11 protein-coding genes and 1 tRNA gene are annotated in these 17,144 nt (G+C 61.6%); 3 read left to right on the top strand and 9 right to left on the bottom strand.

Annotated features, from left to right (window positions below; translation table 11 throughout):
• Positions 1-400: 400 nt before the first annotated feature.
• Complete coding sequence (locus C484_RS19525; protein WP_006827603.1) at positions 401-2,041, bottom strand: oligosaccharide flippase family protein; 1,641 nt, start codon at positions 2,039-2,041, stop codon at positions 401-403.
• A 211-nt stretch (positions 2,042-2,252) separates the two neighbouring features.
• Here C484_RS19525 and C484_RS19520 point away from each other — a divergent pair, with 211 nt between their 5' ends.
• A complete protein-coding gene (locus C484_RS19520) occupies positions 2,253-3,314 on the top strand; it encodes a polysaccharide deacetylase family protein (RefSeq protein WP_006827602.1) in 1,062 nt (353 codons plus the stop codon).
• Positions 3,315-3,421: 107 nt separating this feature from the next.
• On the opposite strand, the gene C484_RS19515 is transcribed toward C484_RS19520, so the two are convergent.
• The 7 genes from C484_RS19515 to C484_RS19480 all read right to left on the bottom strand — a co-directional run bounded on the left by C484_RS19515 (position 3,422) and on the right by C484_RS19480 (position 13,006).
• A complete protein-coding gene (locus tag C484_RS19515) occupies positions 3,422-5,071 on the bottom strand; it encodes a right-handed parallel beta-helix repeat-containing protein (protein ID WP_006827601.1) in 1,650 nt (549 codons plus the stop codon).
• A gap of 499 nt (positions 5,072-5,570) precedes the next feature.
• The gene (locus C484_RS19510; RefSeq protein ID WP_006827600.1) at positions 5,571-6,245 is read right to left on the bottom strand and encodes a helix-turn-helix domain-containing protein; all 675 of its coding nucleotides are present in this window, start codon (positions 6,243-6,245) and stop codon (positions 5,571-5,573) included.
• Between the two features lie 180 nt (positions 6,246-6,425).
• A complete protein-coding gene (locus C484_RS19505; RefSeq protein ID WP_049915740.1) occupies positions 6,426-8,174 on the bottom strand; it encodes an alkaline phosphatase family protein in 1,749 nt (582 codons plus the stop codon).
• Between the two features lie 234 nt (positions 8,175-8,408).
• The gene (locus tag C484_RS22615) at positions 8,409-9,923 is read right to left on the bottom strand and encodes a formate/nitrite transporter family protein (protein ID WP_006827598.1); all 1,515 of its coding nucleotides are present in this window, start codon (positions 9,921-9,923) and stop codon (positions 8,409-8,411) included.
• A gap of 292 nt (positions 9,924-10,215) precedes the next feature.
• Positions 10,216-10,288, bottom strand: a tRNA-Gln gene (locus C484_RS19490).
• 120 nt (positions 10,289-10,408) lie between these two features.
• Complete coding sequence (locus C484_RS19485) at positions 10,409-11,221, bottom strand: aminoglycoside N(3)-acetyltransferase (protein WP_006827597.1); 813 nt, start codon at positions 11,219-11,221, stop codon at positions 10,409-10,411.
• 207 nt (positions 11,222-11,428) lie between these two features.
• Positions 11,429-13,006, bottom strand: coding sequence for a class I adenylate-forming enzyme family protein (locus C484_RS19480; protein ID WP_006827596.1), 1,578 nt, complete (start codon positions 13,004-13,006; stop codon positions 11,429-11,431).
• 200 nt (positions 13,007-13,206) lie between these two features.
• Here C484_RS19480 and C484_RS19475 point away from each other — a divergent pair, with 200 nt between their 5' ends.
• Positions 13,207-14,457: an acyl-CoA dehydrogenase family protein gene (locus C484_RS19475; RefSeq protein WP_006827595.1), complete on the top strand. Its 1,251-nt coding sequence runs from the start codon at positions 13,207-13,209 to the stop codon at positions 14,455-14,457.
• A 20-nt stretch (positions 14,458-14,477) separates the two neighbouring features.
• Here C484_RS19475 and C484_RS19470 read toward each other — a convergent pair whose 3' ends face one another.
• The gene (locus C484_RS19470; RefSeq protein ID WP_006827594.1) at positions 14,478-15,626 is read right to left on the bottom strand and encodes a thiolase family protein; all 1,149 of its coding nucleotides are present in this window, start codon (positions 15,624-15,626) and stop codon (positions 14,478-14,480) included.
• Positions 15,627-15,816: 190 nt separating this feature from the next.
• Here C484_RS19470 and C484_RS19465 point away from each other — a divergent pair, with 190 nt between their 5' ends.
• Positions 15,817-16,821, top strand: a complete 1,005-nt coding sequence (locus C484_RS19465) for an FAS1-like dehydratase domain-containing protein (RefSeq protein WP_049915794.1) — start codon at positions 15,817-15,819, stop codon at positions 16,819-16,821.
• The last annotated feature ends 323 nt before the right edge of the window (positions 16,822-17,144 follow it).

Genomic DNA, 17,144 nt, shown 5'->3' with positions numbered 1-17,144 from the left:
TCCGCTCTGGTGTCACTGTTACACTCGTCGCCCCATCGGACACGGACCGCACAATTAGCCGCCGCGTTGTACGGGCTGAGAATCCAACCCGATCCGGTGAATCCCAAGCGAAAGTTGGCTCCCCTCGTTCCTCCCGTCACCGGCGAAGCAATTTCGTGAACTCGTCTGCGGCCGTTCTCGCGTGCCACGTCTCGTGACGGGTGAGCGATGCTGGTTGAGTAGTGACTAGTGAAAGTGACGATCGAAAATCAGAGTGATCGTCTCGCGGGTGCGCGTGAAGCACACATAACCTAGTATTGGTGTGCAACCGTGTCCTCACTTGTTCATCGCGCTCCCTCAGAGCGAGTTCAGTGACAGCCTGGCTGTCCCCGAAGTGAGAAACTGAACTCGGGGTGCCAGTTCATAGTAGGGAATTGAGTGCCGGGCCGAGCAGTCCGAGTGCGAGCCCGGATGCGAGCAGCGAGAGGCCGACGATAAAAAGGATGCGCTGGAACCAGCCGCGTGAGGGGCTGTCAGTAGTACTGATTCGGTGATCGATTCGGTCGTGCATCGCATCCGCTTTCGAACCGATCGGATCGGGGAGCAGTCCGAGGATTTCGAACGGCTCCGTCGGGTCCAGTGCGCCGACGAGGAGCGCGAAGCCGACGAAGGTCAGGAAGCCGACCGGTGGGACGACCGCGAGCGCGAGCAGTGGGTTCGTAATCGCCATCGAGAGCGAGAGGATGGGGGCACCGGAGAGCAGTGCCGCAACCATACCGCGTCCGAGTCGCGCGTCAGCGAGGGGGTCGAATCCGATAACGCGGGCGCTCAGGCAGTGGAACGCGAACATCGAGCCGTACCCGATGCTCGTCGCGACTGCCGCGCCGTGCATCCCGAAGCGGGGGATCAACAGCGCGTTGAGAACGAGGTTGATGCCGGCTGCAGCCCCGGTCGCGGCGACCGGATACCGGAGCTTGCCGTTCCCCTGCGAGATGGCGAGGATCGGCCTTGCAAGCGCGAATCCGAGCGCGCCGGGGAGCAGGAGGAGGAGGGGCTCGATCGCCGGCTTCGCTTCGGAACCGAAGTAAAGGGGGACGGCGACATCGGCGAGTGACGCGAGGCCGACAGCCATGATCGCCGTCAGGAGAAACGTGTAGCGGGTCGTCCGAGAGGCGAGTTCAGTAATCTGTCGGTGGCGATTCTGTGACCAGAGTTCCGATGTCGAGTGGACGTACACGGTCTGGAGGGCGATGCCGACGAACCAGAGGAACTCGGCGATAGCGAGGGCGGCGCGATAGTTCCCGACATCGGCGCTCGAGCGGAACTGCTGGAGCATGATGATGTCGATGTGATAGAGCGACATCAGGAGGAAGACGAGCGCGATGCTCATCGAGTTAAAGGTGAGCATCGTCTTCCGGGGGAAGGTATCGCCGGGTCGGTCGAACACCGACGAAAGCGAAACGCGACGGTGAACGAGGGCGAGGCCGACGGCCGCGACGAGGGTGCTCGCGACGAGGTGGCCGACGAGTGCGCCGAACACGCCAGCACCGAGGTAGGCAAGCGGGATGGCGACGATGACGAAGCCGACCTTGTCGAGGACTTTCAGCGGCTCGGAGTAGCGTTCGAGGCCGAATCCCATGAGCGTCTTGCGTGCGTAATCGCGAAACTGGGCGGTGATGACGAGCAGTGCGAGCGCGTAGAAGTACTGCGACAACCCGCCGCCGAAGGTACTCCCGACGAAGTCGAAATAGGCGGCAAGAAGCATGAGCGCTGCTCCAGCGGCCGAAAGGACGAGTGCGAGACGAAAGTAGTAGCCGACGACGTGTTTGCTCCAGTTCGCTTTCGGTCGATCCTCGGCGAGGAACTTCCTGACACCGTCGGTGATGCCGGAGCTGACGAAGATCATGTAGATCGCGAACACCGACATCAGGAACGAGTAGTCACCGAATCCCGACGCACCGAGAAACCGATACAGAAGCGGCGTCGAAAGTGCCGTGACGACGAGAACGATGACTTTTGTACTGACGACCGAAAAGATGCCACTAGCGAGGCTTCTATTCATTGCTTGTCCTCCAGCGATCGCTGTCCAGTGATTGCGTTTTGCAATCGAACCCCCAACAACTCGCGAGCGAAAGCCACAGTGGTGAAACGATGCCGCTGTGGCGGCCTTATTATACCGCGGTTAAACGAAACGTGCGCCGCGGGTTCCCCTCGAGAGCGCGATTACCGGACCGATAAGTATAGGACTGTACCCACGACCGTGACACTAACCGATGGAGAGAGATTTGACAGGTCGCCGACTGACGCGACGCCACCTCATCGCCACGGCTGGTGTCAGCTGTCTCGGACTGGGTGCTGGCTGTAGCGCGATCCAACCGGGCGGCGAGAACGGAAACGAATCCGAAAACGGAAACGAAACCGACGGAAACGGCGACGAGACCGATGGAGAAGACGTACCGACGATCGACGGCGGGGCCGTCGTGTTCGTCTACGACGACGGACCGATGTCAGACTACGAGACCGCGTTCCCGGTCCATCAAGAGTTCGACGCGCCCGCAAGCACCGCTGTCGTCACCGAGTGGATGGGCCGTCAAGACTTCGACGGCTCCGACTGGATGACCATCGAGCAGCTCGACGAACTCGAATCCGCCGGCTGGGAGATCATGTCCCACACGACCTCCCATACCGCACTCGGCGAGTTCGAACTCGTCGAGGACGCCACAGCGGACGACACCCGTATCTATCCCGAAGAGCGCAGCCACGGCTTCAACCACGGGAACGACATCGAGATCACGGACGGCGACACGAGCGTTCGCCGAACGATCGTCAACTCGAACACGGACGGCACCGGCGGCTATCTCGAACTCGACGAGGCTCTGGGAGAGTCCTTCAGTGCAGGGGAAGCCGTCGAGCGATACCCCGACGACGTCATGAACGACTTCCTGGAAACGTCGAAGAACACGCTCGAGGACCACGGCCTGACGATCGACACGCTGCTCGCACCCTACGACGTCGTCGACGAGTGGGCGATCGAGCACGCAAAGCAGTACTACGACGGAATCGCGAACGTGAACCCGGATTCGATGCACAACGACCGCGACGCGTTCGACCCGTTCGATACCCACCGGGCCTACTTCATCGAGTTCACCAATCAAGAGACGGTCCAGACTGAACTCGACCGAGCGGCGAGACAGGAGAATATCGCGATCCTGGGCGCGCACTCGTTCAAGGAAGAAGTCACAGAAGATCGCATCCGCGAGACCCTCGAGTGGATCGACGAACTCGATCTCGAGGTCGTGACGTTCCGAGACGCGATTCGAGCGACGAACGGGTAGCGGTCCTCGTCGTCTTCTCGGTCGTGAACAACGTGTGCTCGAACGCGGTGCAAACGAGACCGAGAGTGCAGCGGTGACGAGTCACGCCCGGTCGCGTCGTCCGTTCGTTACGCGATCGTATTGTTCCAGGTGACAACGTCGTCCGCACCGAGGTCATCGATCCCGTTGACGATTTCGTTCACTTTGAACTGAGGGGTATCGATACCCGGGTAGAGGCGGATACCCTCCTGGCCCTCGTAGGACTCGACCGTCGAGTTCCGGAGCAGGTTCCCGTCGCCGTTGTCGATGTACGGGTACTGGTTCGCACGGAAGGTGCACTTGTAGAAGGTCGCGTCGTTCCCGTTGAGGAAGACGGCGTTCCGGTCAGCACCGTGGCGACCCGGTTGGTCGACGGAGACGTGACTGAACCGACAGTTATCCCGGCTACACCTGATTCCGTCACGGAAACCGGCCGAGGTGACGCCGGCCTCGCCGTGGATATCGAGCAGTTCGACGAGTACCCGTTCGTCCCGGTCGCTGTCTCGAATCCACAGCGGATACCCACCCGCGGCGTTGAAATCGATTTCGCCGTCGTAGATGTAGGTGTAGCCCGCTTCCGGCGAGACGACGATTCCGTGGTTTACCCGGTCACCACTGATCTCGATGTTCGTGTCTTTGATCTTCGAGGACTCGCACGTGTTCATCACCGAAAGCGCGTGATTGGTCGGCTGGGGAGACGTGATCGAGATATCGACATCGTCGATCTGGAGGTTCTTCCCGTTCTCGAGTCGAATGCCCCGCTGTCCGCGGTCGTACGACCGCGTCCGATCGATTTCGACGGACGCGTTCCTGACGACGCTTCCCTCACCGCCGACGCGAACGTTCGCGCCGTTGCTGTTTCTGAACTCGCCACCCTCGACGACGATCGTCCCCTCATCGTTGATCGCGTACAGCCCGTTATCCGGGAAACCGCCGAGTTCACAACCGCTGAACTCGAGGTGGCCGACGTTCGTGTTCGCTTCGATTCCGATCGGACCGCGCCAGATATTCCCCGCGTTGGGCGTCTGATCCGCGTGGATGCCGCCGTCGGGCGCACGGAATCGTTCGATGATGCCGTAGCCGTCCGAATCGGCCATGGCGAACATACCAGGACCCCACGTCCCGCTGTCGTGTTCGCCGTGAATCGTCACGTCCCGTACTTCGAGGTGGTCTTCGGCTGTCGCCTCGATGACCCGAATCCCCGTATCCGGTGCCGTCTGGTCGACATCGAACCCTGCGAACAGCAGGTGATCGCCCGGTCTATAGGAGACGCCGAGACGGAATAACCGAAACTGCGGACCATCGAACTCGTGATAGTTCGCCGGCACGAGCGTCGCTCCATCCCCGACCATACCGAACTTCTCGAATCCGGTAAACCGGAACTGTTCGTCGATGTAGTATTCACCCTCGGGAAAGATCAGCAACGTGTTGTCCGCACGGAGATCTTCGAGTACAGGCGTGATCGAGCTTCGCCCGGTGTTGTCCATCCCCGCGTCGACGACGTTAACGACGGTATCGAACTCTTCACCGTACTCGTGTACGGCTGCGCCGTTCGTCGTTGCCGCGCCCAGGCCAAGTGCCGTTGCGCCGGCAACCGAGACACCTTGCAAGAACGTCCGTCGCGATCGGCCGGACACACCACTTGAGTCCGATCCCCCCGTTGCCGTCGCAGCAGTTTCGTCAGATGCTGTCGCCGAATCGTTCCATCCATCCCCACTTCCCTGAATCGCGTTCCGCATACCACTTCGTTTCGACATTGATAGCCAAGTTACTTGAGTAATCTTTGGTCCGAGTATCTATGGATTCGGATAGCAAGCCTTTAAGTTTGATACGACAACATTCTGAGGAGATGTCCATTACTGGCGTGAGAATTGCAACGATTGCACGTGTTGCAATTCTACGGGTATTGCCTTTGATATCCCGTAACAAGCGTGATTGATACCTGGGACTATGACGCGTATAATATCCAAATAATCAGTCATTGACTTTACGAAACAGATATCTTATCGGGCATCAACACCGACGAACTCCCGGTTAAACGCAATCTGACCTATCGAACAAACTGATAGTCACTGAATCCTGAGTAAACACTACCCGGCTACGAGTCACCCCGAGTAGTCATTACAGTCACCGATCACAGTCATACTCCCTTCCGTTCATCGGACCAGTCGATCACAAGTGTACTCAAATACGCGCCTGATCGACACCGGAGCCGACAACTCCCCAGTATACCACTCCTCAATCGTTACTCGGACTGGACTCGTCCGGCGTCCGATCGTCATCAAGCGTCGCACCGATTAACTCCGCGACAGCCCGCCGCAACCGCTGTGATACCGCCGAATCAGTAATATCAAGCTGCTCCGCCAGATCGTCCTGTGTCGCCTCTCGCGGAATATCGTAGTAGCCCGCATAGTACGCAAGCGACAGAATCTCGTGTTGCTGCTCGGTCAGAAAGTACGTTTCATCGTCCGAAGCCGACGACTCGTATAACTGGTCCACCCGAAAAGCGATGTCCTGCTCACGACAGTACTCTCGAAACTCCATCAACGCCTCCCGGTCCGGAAAGTGAACGCGGGCGTTCCAGCCGCTCGAACCGCTCGTGATCGTAAAGACGAACAGCCCGCGCTTGGCACAGCGCTCCGGCACGAGTTCACGCTCGGTCTCGAGTTGGACGCGGTAGATCACTCGGTTGTCGAACGTCGCAACACGGATTGGGTTAGAGACGGTCGGATCGGCCTCCATCGAGGCTTCGAGCCGCTTGTACTCGTCGGTAAACAGCGAGACGAAGTACGTTACCGCGCCGTCGGTTTCGACCTCGTACTCGTATCTGATCATGACGTTCGGATGTCGCTCGATGGTCGGTACCAATACGAGTTCGTCGTGAGCGACATTGATCTCTGCAATGAACCCCATGTAACCGTTTGCCTGACACTCAGTCTGACTAACCCATACTTATCGTGTCACTAAGCGCCGTTGTACTAACTGTAACCGGTGAAACAGTTATACAGGAGAACTGAGTGAACGGGAATCTCCCATCCGGCCGTGCGTACAACTACGGCACGAGGGTCACGCTGGGACGGCTGTCCCGGTGAGTCAATTGAGGTAGCCGAGATCGGCAAGTCGTTCCGTCACGTCGTCGTCAGCATTGGGTCCAGTCTGGTCTTGGTCCTGATCCTGGTCTTGGCCTCGTACCGTCTCCCGTGTCACACCACCGCTCGCCCGGCCCTCGTGCTCCGGATACTCGATCGCGTCGGTTGGTTCGACGACCGAAACGACCTCGCCGTCCATTCGATCACTGTAGGGAATCCCCATCGCAGCCATGACCGTGGGCGCAACATCGAACAGGTGTGCCCGCTCAAGTGTGGCCGTCTCGTCGATCCCCTCACCCAGAGCGACAAACACCCCATCGAGCTTGTGATTCCACGGCTCGACCGGGCCGAAGTAGGTCGTTGCGTTCTCGCGGAACTGTTCCGAAATCGTGTGCTCGAAGTCCGTCGGAATCGTGACGATATCGACCGTCTCCTCGACGTGCTCGCCGTGGAAGTACTCCTCGCGCGGCTCGACCGTCTCGAAGAACGGCTCGCCGTCCGGCGTCTCGACGCCACGAAGCAGTTCGATCAACTCCTCGCGAACGGTCTCGTACTCAGACGGCGGCACGACACCCATCGGCTCGCGCCCCGCGAGATTGATCCGAACACCGAGTTCAGTGCGAGCGCGGACGTAGGCCTTCGACGAACTGAAATCGACCTGCTCATTCGCCGTCCGCGACACACCGCTTGGCGCGTACTTGATGGCCAGATCGGCGAGTCCGACGCGCTCGAGTGCCGTCCGAATCCGACTGGCGGTAATCCCGAACTGCGCCGCGACCGACGCCGCCCGAGCGACCGTCCCCGGCTCCCAGGTATCGTACTCCTCACCCTCACGGAGCCGCCGCCGCATCGGCGTCCACGACGGCATCCCCTTCCCGCTCGTCGTCGTCTCCAGGAATCCCTCGTCGCGCAAGAACTCGTTCAGCCTGAACTCGTAGCCCTCGTACGGCCCCATGCCGTGATCGCTCACGAGGAAGACCCGGTCCGGATCACAGTCCTCGAGCACGCGCGCGATCTCCTCGTCCGTCGCCTCGTATATCGTCTCGACCTTCTCTTCGTCTCCCGCGAACTCGTGGAAGACCGTATCCGTCTTCTGGAACTGCAAGAACCCGAAGTCGGGGTCGTACTCGTCGACCAGATAGCGAAAGGCCGCTCCGCGCATACGAGCCAGCTGCTGGTACTCCGTCATCTTCACCGACTCCGGAACCGACTCATCATCACGCGTGTAGTTCGGATAGACCCGATACTCGCCGATCGCCTCCCGAACCTCCGCTAGCAGTCCCGCCGGATGACACTGCGGATCTTCGGGACCGAGGAACCCGGGAATAACCGCGCCATCGAAATCGTCCGGCGGATGCGTCACCGGCGCGTTGACGACGACGCTCGACCGATCCTGTTGGTCCAGTAACGTCCACAGCGGCTGTGCGGCGACGTCGTCGTTACTCGTTACGTGCCAGTCGTATCCGTCGTAGCCGACGAATCCGATCGCCCCGTGTTTTCCCGGATTGACGCCGGTATACACCGACGGCCAGGCGCTCGGCGTCCACGGCGGAATCTGCGACTCGAGTGGCGCAGTGACGCCATCGGAACACAGCCGTTCGATCGTCGGAATCCGATCGTCTTCGAACAACCGCTCGAACACCGGCAAACAACCCGCATCGATGCCGATCACCAAGGTCTCGAGTGAACTCGACTCGCCGTCCGTACTGTTCTCGTTCGATACCATCTCGTCGCGGTTAGACGTCCGACTCATCGTATCATGCCTCTGGTATGTAGTACTGCTGTGCTAGCTCGACCGGTACTGCGTCCAATCTGCGACGGACCACAGCCACTCGCCGGTCGATACGAGCACGCGTCTTAGCTCAATCCAACGGAGACGGTGCCCTTCATTATCTGTTCGTTAAACCCTTCAAAACCGCGATTTTGTAATGGGACCCGATTAGCGAACGCTCCGTTCGCCAACTGCAGTATCGGTTCCCGCTCTATCTTACTCGGTCAATTCGTCGTCGTTCTCGCCACTGAACGATGGCGACCGAGGGTGTCCCGTCTGTCGGCTGTATAACCATTCCGCCCAAGAGAGTTTGAGCTGACTCGCATCTCGATCCGGATATTGCCGCTCGGCCGTCTGGCTGTAGTTAAGCAGTGCAACCAGCAAGACACCGCCGACGATGTTGCCGAGCGTAACCGGGACGAAGAATTCCACAACGGCAGCCCAGAGCGTTTCTTGCCCGCGGAAGACGAAGTAAAGCACCTCACACATGCCGGTAATACAGTGGAACAGATCGGTCGCCGGGATCAAGAACATGAGAAAAACGATGATCAGAAAGCGCGCCGTCGTATCCTGACTCGCGTGCACTAGCCAGACCATCGCTGCAACGATGTTCCCTGCAAACACCGCCTTGAAAAAGAGATCCCACCAGCCGGTCGCAAACGCGTGTTCGCCGAACCCCAGTGCAACCACGGCAGCTTCGGACGTGAACACACCCGTGGTCGCAAGGACGAGAGCACCGAGAGCCGCCCCGAGAACGTTCGCAACGATAACAACCGCCCACAGTCGAAGTAGGTTTCGGACGCTCGCGATGCGCGTCAACACGAGCGTGACCGGCGTGAGCGTGTTCTCGGTGAAGAGTTGATACCGTCCCATGACGATGAGTACGAAGCCGACCGGATAGAACAGATCCCCAATCAACTCCCCCGAATCGAACGGAACGGCCGCAGTAACCGCCGACCGCGCAAGAAACGTCAGCGTCACCGCGAACCCGGCTGCCAGCCCACTCATAAATAACAGCCGATTGCTCCGACTGAACTCCTCGTCGGCGGTGGCGACGATCCGCTGGAAGATCTCGTCCGCCGAGAAGTAATCGCGAATGGCCGCGCCCGCGGCCGGGGCCCCGCTTTGTGAACGGTCGATCGTATCGCGCAGCGCCCTCCCGCGATGCCGGATCGATGCCTGAATAGCGGTGATATCTCCCGTCCGGACGATCGCCTCGTACAGCGCGTCGAGTTCAGCAGGGCCATCGTACCGACGGCCGTTAATGAAGACCGTCGGCGTCCCGTCGACGCCACTCTGGGCACCGCTCGAAACGTCCTCCTCGATGCGTTCCTGGTGAGTGCCGTTCTCTAACTCGCGGACGAACCGATCCGTATCAAGCCCGATTTCGGCAGCGTAGCGGACCAGATCGTCCGCTGCAAGCGCTCCCTGATTCTCGTAGAGAACGTCGTGCATCTCCCAGAACTTTCCCTGAGCGGCGGCCGCCTCGGCCGCTTCTGCAGCGCGCAGCGCATGCGGATGGACCGATGTGAGCGGAAAGTGGCGAAAGACGACTCGAAACTGATCGCCGAGTTGGTTCTGTAGCCGCTCGAGGGCGTCGTAGAGGTTCCCACAGGACGGACATTCGAAGTCAGCGTACTGTACGAGCGTCAACGGCGCATCGTCCGGCCCGCGACTATGATCGCGCTCCGTGACCGACGTCGTAAGCGTCGAGACTGTCGATCGACTCATTTGATCTTCTGGACGAGACGACACCGTTGACGGACTTAGCCTTCCCCGGCCCACTCGCTGCCAGGCCCGCCGGTGAACTCGCGTCTCGAACCGGCCGTCGAATCGAGTAGTAGAACTCGTTGCTCGCGAGTTCGGTCGCGACAATACAGTCACGAGCGGAGTCGCCGCTCACGGAATTGCTCGCGACAAAATAGTCCCGGGCGGATTCGAACCGCGAGGACTCGACTCCGCTCGTCCTCTGGGCTCGAACCGCCGAGGATACTTGCGCCTCACGAGTTTGTTCGGCGCAAAGTAGTCCCGGGCGGATTCGAACCGCCGTCCTGAGCTCCAAAGGCTCAGATGATTGGCCACTACACCACGGGACTGCGGATCCACCTCTGGTTTAGCGACAGACTGGCTTATGAGTTATTGTTTCGCTCTCCCAACTCGCCAGCGTCTCGCTCACCGGTTGGCCCACGACTCACCGCCGCTCGCGGCCGACCACATCACCGATTCGCCTCGAACCAGTCGACAGCGAAGTCGACGAGTTCCGGCTGGGACACGAGCCTGGCCGTCGCCACACTGACGGTCCCCGTCGTCACTGCTGATCCCGCCTGCTGTTCGAACGCCGCCCCGACTTCGGGAAAGTCATCGGTCGACTGGTCGATATCCACGTACTCTCGCTGCACTCGGTCGCCGTCCTCAAGCACCGGGACGGTATTTCTCGTCGTCTCCTGGTCGAGTGCAGCGCGATATTCCGCGAGGTGCAACGACGTGTTGGAATCGTGGCCGACGCCGAGGAGCAAGACCGTGCCGCCGAGTTCAGCGACGGTCGCCAGCGGGGAGTCCTCGCCGAGTCCGTAATCGAGCCCGTGCTCGGAGACGACCGCCTCGGCATCTGCACCCCACGCGGCGAACGAGTAGACCGGATGTGAACTCCGGACGACATCGTCGTAGGTTCGGAAGCACTCCGGAATCGCACCCATTCCCCGCGACGGAGTGGCGGCCGGTCGGAACGGTGGTCGCGACGAACGGATGGTGTCGACCCAGTCGTCCGGGACGGGTGGGTTCGACCAGACCGCAGGATCGGAGTACTGGGTCGTGTGCGTCGGCATGACGAGCGTCCCACTGGGCGTGACCGCATTTCGAAGGGCCTCGACGACGGCTTGGGCATCGCCTGCCACCCAGCCGAGCGACGACAGCGACGAGTGGACGAGCACCACCTCGCCGGCCTCGACGCCGAGTGCACGAAACTCCTCAGTGAGTGTGGAGACAGTAGCCGGCTCCGCAACGCGATCGACAGCGTCGGCTTCGCTCATAGCCGTCCGTTTCGGTCAAATACTGTAATACCACCGGTTAGTGTCGATACGCTATAGAACCGCGTTCTGAAAAGCCAGTGCTAGAGCGAGGGGTATGACACGGACTGCGGACGTGATACCAGTATCCTCGTTCACAGCCCGTCCCATAGAACGCTAGATAAATACAAGCAATTACTCGTGAATCGCGAGAGCGTTCACAACGACACATCACTCGCCGTCCATCGATTCGTGGTCCGTCGTCAATTTGAATTTCTGGATCTTTCCTGAGGCCGTCCGCGGGAGTTCGTCGATGAACTCGACTTCTCGGGGATGCTTGTAGGCCGCAACGGTGTCGAGAACGTACTCCGTGATGTCCGCCTCGGTGATATCGACACCGGGCTCGGCGTCCGGCGTCGGGACGACGAACGCTTTGGGGACTTCGTTGCGCCGTTCGTCAGGGATGCCGACGACGGCCCCCTCCGCAATGGCGTCGTGTTCGGCGAGGAGTTCTTCGAGTTCACTCGGATAGACGTTGTAGCCGGCGGTGACGATGACGTGCTTTTTCCGGTCGACGATCTCGTAGTAGTTGTCGTCGTCCCGGCGGGCGATATCGCCGGTCCGGTAGTAGCCGTCGTCGGTGAACGCGGCCGCGGTTGCGTCCGGCCGATCGTGATAGCCCGACATCACGTGCGGGCCGCGGACGAGGAGTTCGCCCGCCTCACCCGGCGGGACTTCTGCACCGCTGTCGTCGACGATCTTGCAGTCGGTCATCCGTAACGGTTGTCCGATCGTCCCGTGGCGCGGCCCGAACGTCGAGTTCGACTGACTGTGAGTCGCGCCGTGCGTTTCCGTGAGGCCGTACCCCTCTTGAATGTCGACGCCGGCCGTCTCCTCGAACTGCCGCTGGACGGCGACGGAAAGCTTCGCCCCACCCTCGCTTGCCGTTTCGAGGCTCGAGAGATCGAACGAGCTGAACTCGTCGCTCGCGACCATGTCGACGTACATGGCAGTGACGCCGATGAAGTGAGTGATCGCCTCGGTTTCGATCAGCGACATCGCTGCGTCGGCGTCCCAGTTTGCGGCGCTGCGCAGGAACACCCGGCCGCCGCGGACGAGGGGCTGCCACGCGGTGTGGGTAAAGCCGGTGATGTGATACAGCGGGAGCCAGGCGAGACTGCGAACAGCCTCGGGTGCGAGTGCCTGTTCCTGAGAGAGGGTCGAGAACAGCTGGGCTCGAAAATTCCGATGGGTTAACTGGACTCCTTTCGGCTTGCCGGTCGTCCCGGAGGTGTACGGGAGCAGTGCAATATCATCGGCGGCCCGCTCGACGATCCGTTCCTCGCCACGACCTGACTCGAAGGAGTGACCGTCGTCGTCAGTGCTCGCGGCGCTGATAACGACCGGATCGGCGTCAACGGCCGCGAGTCCCTCTCGCAGATGGGGGACCAGCGCAGCGTGGGTCAAGACCGCCGCCGCGCCGGTATCTTCGAGCTGGTAGGCGAGTTCACGGCGGCGATACTGCGGGTTGACCGGGGAGACGGCGACGCCGGCCTTGAGCGCGCCGAGCGAGCCGATCAGGGCTGCGGGACAGTTCGGCACGTACTGGAGGAGGACTGAGCCGGGTTCGATGCCCAGGTCGGCCAGTCCGCCGGCAAACCGAGCGCTCTCCTCGCGGAGTTCGTCGTGCGTGAGTTCCGTGCCGTGATACTCGATGGCAACCGCGTCGCCGTGATGGCGAGCCGTTTCGTCGTGTATCCGTGCAGCATTGCCCTCCCTGGCAGTACTACTCGTCTCGTCCAGTTCCATGTCCCTGTATACCATGTACCAATATTAAAACGTACCCCGGACCGACACGTCAGATGGCAGCAGAACGGCGACAGGGCCGAAGTGCGGTGAGACGGGGAGGTAACCGCCCGTCAGATCCGAGTTCGACCGAATCGATTGTGTTTACAATGGTGGCTGGACAGGGAGTGTACATTTACAATGGAGTATGGGAATGACTGGGCATGGAATACCACGACTCCGATACGGCAAAAGCCGTCGCGGACCGGGTCGCATCGTTCATGGACGAGGTCGTCATCCCGCGCGAGCGAGAGGCGCTTGCGACGCAGGAGCCGATTCTGATGGCCGAAATCGAGGATCTTTGGGAGCAAGCGAAAGAACGCGATCTGTTCGCTCCGCAGGTTTCGGCGGAGTACGGCGGCCAAGGGCTCGACTTCAGCGACATGCTCCCCTCGTTCGAACAGGTCGGCCGGTCGCTCATCGGCGCGCTCGCGCTCCGAGCCAACGCGCCCCAGGAGGGGAACATGCACACGCTCGAGATGGTCGGCACCGACGAACAGAAAGAGCGGTGGCTTCGCCCGCTGGTGCAGGGCGATATCAGTTCGGCGTTCGCAATGACCGAGCCGAGACAGGGCGGGGGTTCCGACCCGAAAATGCTCCAGAGTACGGCTACCCGAGACGGCGACGAGTGGGTCATCAACGCCCACAAGTGGTGGACCTCGGACGGGCTGAACGCCGACTTTTACCTGGTCATGGCCCGAACGGACCTCGACGCCCATCCCTACGAGGGCACCTCGATCATCCTCGTTCCCGCCGACGCTGCCGGCGTCACCGTCGCCCGAAACGTACCCCACCTCGGCGGCCACGGCATCACGGAACGCGAGGGCGGCCACGCCGAAGTGAAGTTCGAGAACGTCCGCGTTCCCGTCGAAAACACCATCGGCGAAGCCGGCCAGGGCTTCCAGATCGCCCAGATGCGACTCGGCGGCGGCCGACTCACCCACTGCATGCGCTACTCCGGCATGGCCGAGCGCTCGCTCGACATCGCGAAGGCCTACCTCAGCGAACGCGAGGCCTTCGGCACGACACTCGACGAAAAACAGGCGCTTCGCCACCGGATCGCGGACGCCGAAACCCGACTCCACGCCGCGCGAACGATGGTCCGACACGCCGCCCGTGAACTCGACCGCAGCGACGCCCGCATCGAGGTCGCAATGGCGAAGATGTTCACCGCGAACGTCACGCAGGAGACGATCGATCTCGCGCTGCAGTGCTGTGGCGGCAACGGCATCGGGAAAGACCTCCCGATCGCGCACTTCTACGAGAACGTCCGCGCGTTCCGTATCGTCGACGGCGCGGACGAAGTTCACCGCCGCTCGATCGCTCGCTGGGCCTTCGAAGACATCGACGAGAACGAGATCGAAAACACCCTCCAGTTCGACGAGGACCTGCGGGTCGACGAACTCGACGAGTAAGCGAGCGGCGAGGAAAACCCTCAGACTCGCTCGATGATCGTCGCGATCCCCTGTCCGAACCCGATACACATCGTCGACAGGGCCGTGTCCTGCCCGGTTCGCTCGAGTTCGTGTGCCAGTTTCGTCAGCAGCATGGCACCGGTCGCCCCGAGCGGGTGGCCGTGGGCGATGGCACCGCCGTTGACGTTGACTCGCTCCCAGGAGACGCCGGTTTCCGCGAGCCAGGCTGCGACGACTGAAGCGAAGGCCTCGTTGACCTCGAAGAGATCGATGTCTTCGAGTTCCATGCCGGCTTTCTCCAGAACCTGCTCCGTTGCGGGAATCGGGCCGGTGAGCATCGTGATCGGGTCGACGCCGACGACTTCTGTCTGGACGATGCGGGCCATCGGCTCCCAGCCGTGGCGCTCGGCGGCCTCGGCGCTCGCGAGCAACAGGGCCGACGAGCCATCGACGATGCCCGAGGAATTGCCCGGGTGGAGGACGCCGGTTCCCTCCTCGCGGAACGAGAGCGGCAGTTCCGCGAGCGTCTCGAGATCGGTCTCCGGTCGCGGGTGCTCGTCCTGCTCGACGCGGACCGGTTTACCGTCGAGTTCGGTTTCGACGGGAACGACCTGGTCGTCGTAGCGGCCGGCATCCCAGGCTTCGGCCCAGTGGCGCTGGGAGTCGACGGCGAGTTCGTCGAGTTCCTCGCGGCTGCACTCGTAGTCTTCGGCGATCCGTTCTGCACCCTCGCCCTGAGTGGTAACCTCGTCGAAGTACTCGAAGTACGTGTCCGTGACGCCGTCGCCGTCCGAGCCCATCGGTTCGCGGGTCATGTGTTCGACGCCGCCGGCGACCAACACGTCGTGTTGGCCGGCCATGATGTTCGTCGTGGCGAAGTTGACCGCCTGTTGGCCCGACCCGCACATGCGGTTGAGTTGGACGCCGGGGACCCCGTCGCCCCAGCCGGCAACCATCGGTGCCAGCCGGTCGATGTTCGCTCCCTGCTCGCCGATCGGCGTCACGCAGCCGTAGATGATATCCTCGATCGTCTCCGGATCGAACTCGTTTCGACGCTCGAGCGCTTCGAGCGGCTTCGCCGCCAGATCCTGTGGGTGCGTGTCGCGGAACGAGCCGTCCCGGTTGCCGAACGGAGTGCGGACGGCATCGACGATAACTGCATCGTGCATGTGTCAGGAATACTCTAGCGACCACTATAGACGTTCCGCAGGGCCCGCAGAAAGCGGCTACCGAGACTGACCGTGAGTGCCATCAGCCACCCGACAGAACCCGCTAGCCACCGGTTGGCGTACGCTTATGGGTTCGTCGAACAAACCCTGCTGGCAATGCCCACCACAGGACGCGACGGAGGTGATGGCGATGCCGACGAAACCGCTCGCTGAACTCGAGGCGATGGTCGGCGACTCGCACCGAACGGTCGAGGGATTGCGCGTCGAAGCCGGGAAAGTCGCCGAGTTCGCCCGCGCGATCACGGATCCGAACCCGGTGTTCCGGGACGAGTCCGTCGCCCGGGAACGGGGCTTCGACGCCGTCCTGGCACCGCTTACGTATCCGCGCGTCAAGCGCTTTCCGCGGTATCAGGCGGACGATGGGGCCGCTATCGACGAGGGACACTACGGGTTCGACCTCGGCTTTCGCCCCGAGTACGTCCTCCACGGCGAACAGGCCTACGAGTACGCCCGCCCGCTGCTCGTCGGCGACGAACTGACCGGGACGACGACGCTCACCGATGTCTACCAGCGCGACGGCGGCCGCGCCGGCACGATGACCTTCGCCGTGCTCGAAACCGAGTACCGCGACCAGTCGGGTGAACTCGTTCTCACCGACCGCGCTACGGCAATCGAAACGGAAGGTGCCGTCGACGACAGCGAGAGCGAGCGCAGCGAGTCCATCGGCGATACGTCGCCAGCGCCGCCGGAACCCGAATCCGTCGCACCGCCGCGGTCAGCGGACGACCTCGACACCGGACAAACCGGCCCGACGGTCGTCGTCACTGAACTCGAACGACGCCACTTCGTCGCGTACGCCGGCGCGAGCGGTGACTTCAATCCGATACACTACGACGAACCCTACGCTCGCAGTGCGGGCAACGAGAGCGTCTTCGGCCAGGGAATGTTCACGGCCGGTGTTGCGTCGCGAGTCGTCACCGACTGGTTCGGCCGCGCTGCCGTCTCCTCGTTCGGCGTTCGATTCCAGTCGCGGGTCTTTCCCGGCGAGACGATCGTCGCGAGCGGCGAGGTGACCGATGTGACAGGAGACGGGACCGTCGAGACAGCTATCGAGGCGACGACTGCGGGCGGGACGACGCTCCTTACCGGGACGGCGACAGCGACGCTTCCAGAGCGAAAGCCGTCGTCGATCTGAGAGCACTCCGATACCATGATAATGAGTTCACTGCGCCAGATGATCACCACCCGGTGCGAGAGTATTCCCGCCACTACGGTCTCGTTCTCCAGACCGTTTCGCTGAGCAGGTCTGTATGTTACGCCAGCCCGACTTTACGAACTGCGTAGTTCTCAAGCGGACGCACTTGACGGTGCCGGTCAGGAGACAGTCCGCTGTGAACTGCCGTGTCTGTGGGAACTCACCCACTCGGTGAACGGGGACATCAATCGTGTTCAGTACCATCGAATCCGGAATATGAGATTGGATAGCGAGCCGAAATCGGCCGCGTCTGCCGCGTCACC

This window comes from Natrialba taiwanensis DSM 12281, assembly GCF_000337595.1.
GTDB lineage: Archaea > Halobacteriota > Halobacteria > Halobacteriales > Natrialbaceae > Natrialba > Natrialba taiwanensis.
The sequence above is the reverse complement of the archived record's forward strand: the minus strand, read 5'-3'. Positions and strand labels throughout refer to the sequence as shown.

Coding starts and splice junctions, on each gene's coding strand:
- C484_RS19525 (WP_006827603.1), bottom strand. CDS start 2,041: ATGAATAGAAGCCTCGCTAGTGGCATCTTTTCGGTCGTCAGTACAAAA.
- C484_RS19520 (WP_006827602.1), top strand. CDS start 2,253: ATGGAGAGAGATTTGACAGGTCGCCGACTGACGCGACGCCACCTCATC.
- C484_RS19515 (WP_006827601.1), bottom strand. CDS start 5,071: ATGCGGAACGCGATTCAGGGAAGTGGGGATGGATGGAACGATTCGGCG.
- C484_RS19510 (WP_006827600.1), bottom strand. CDS start 6,245: ATGGGGTTCATTGCAGAGATCAATGTCGCTCACGACGAACTCGTATTG.
- C484_RS19505 (WP_049915740.1), bottom strand. CDS start 8,174: ATGAGTCGGACGTCTAACCGCGACGAGATGGTATCGAACGAGAACAGT.
- C484_RS22615 (WP_006827598.1), bottom strand. CDS start 9,923: ATGAGTCGATCGACAGTCTCGACGCTTACGACGTCGGTCACGGAGCGC.
- C484_RS19485 (WP_006827597.1), bottom strand. CDS start 11,221: ATGAGCGAAGCCGACGCTGTCGATCGCGTTGCGGAGCCGGCTACTGTC.
- C484_RS19480 (WP_006827596.1), bottom strand. CDS start 13,006: ATGGAACTGGACGAGACGAGTAGTACTGCCAGGGAGGGCAATGCTGCA.
- C484_RS19475 (WP_006827595.1), top strand. CDS start 13,207: ATGGAATACCACGACTCCGATACGGCAAAAGCCGTCGCGGACCGGGTC.
- C484_RS19470 (WP_006827594.1), bottom strand. CDS start 15,626: ATGCACGATGCAGTTATCGTCGATGCCGTCCGCACTCCGTTCGGCAAC.
- C484_RS19465 (WP_049915794.1), top strand. CDS start 15,817: ATGCCGACGAAACCGCTCGCTGAACTCGAGGCGATGGTCGGCGACTCG.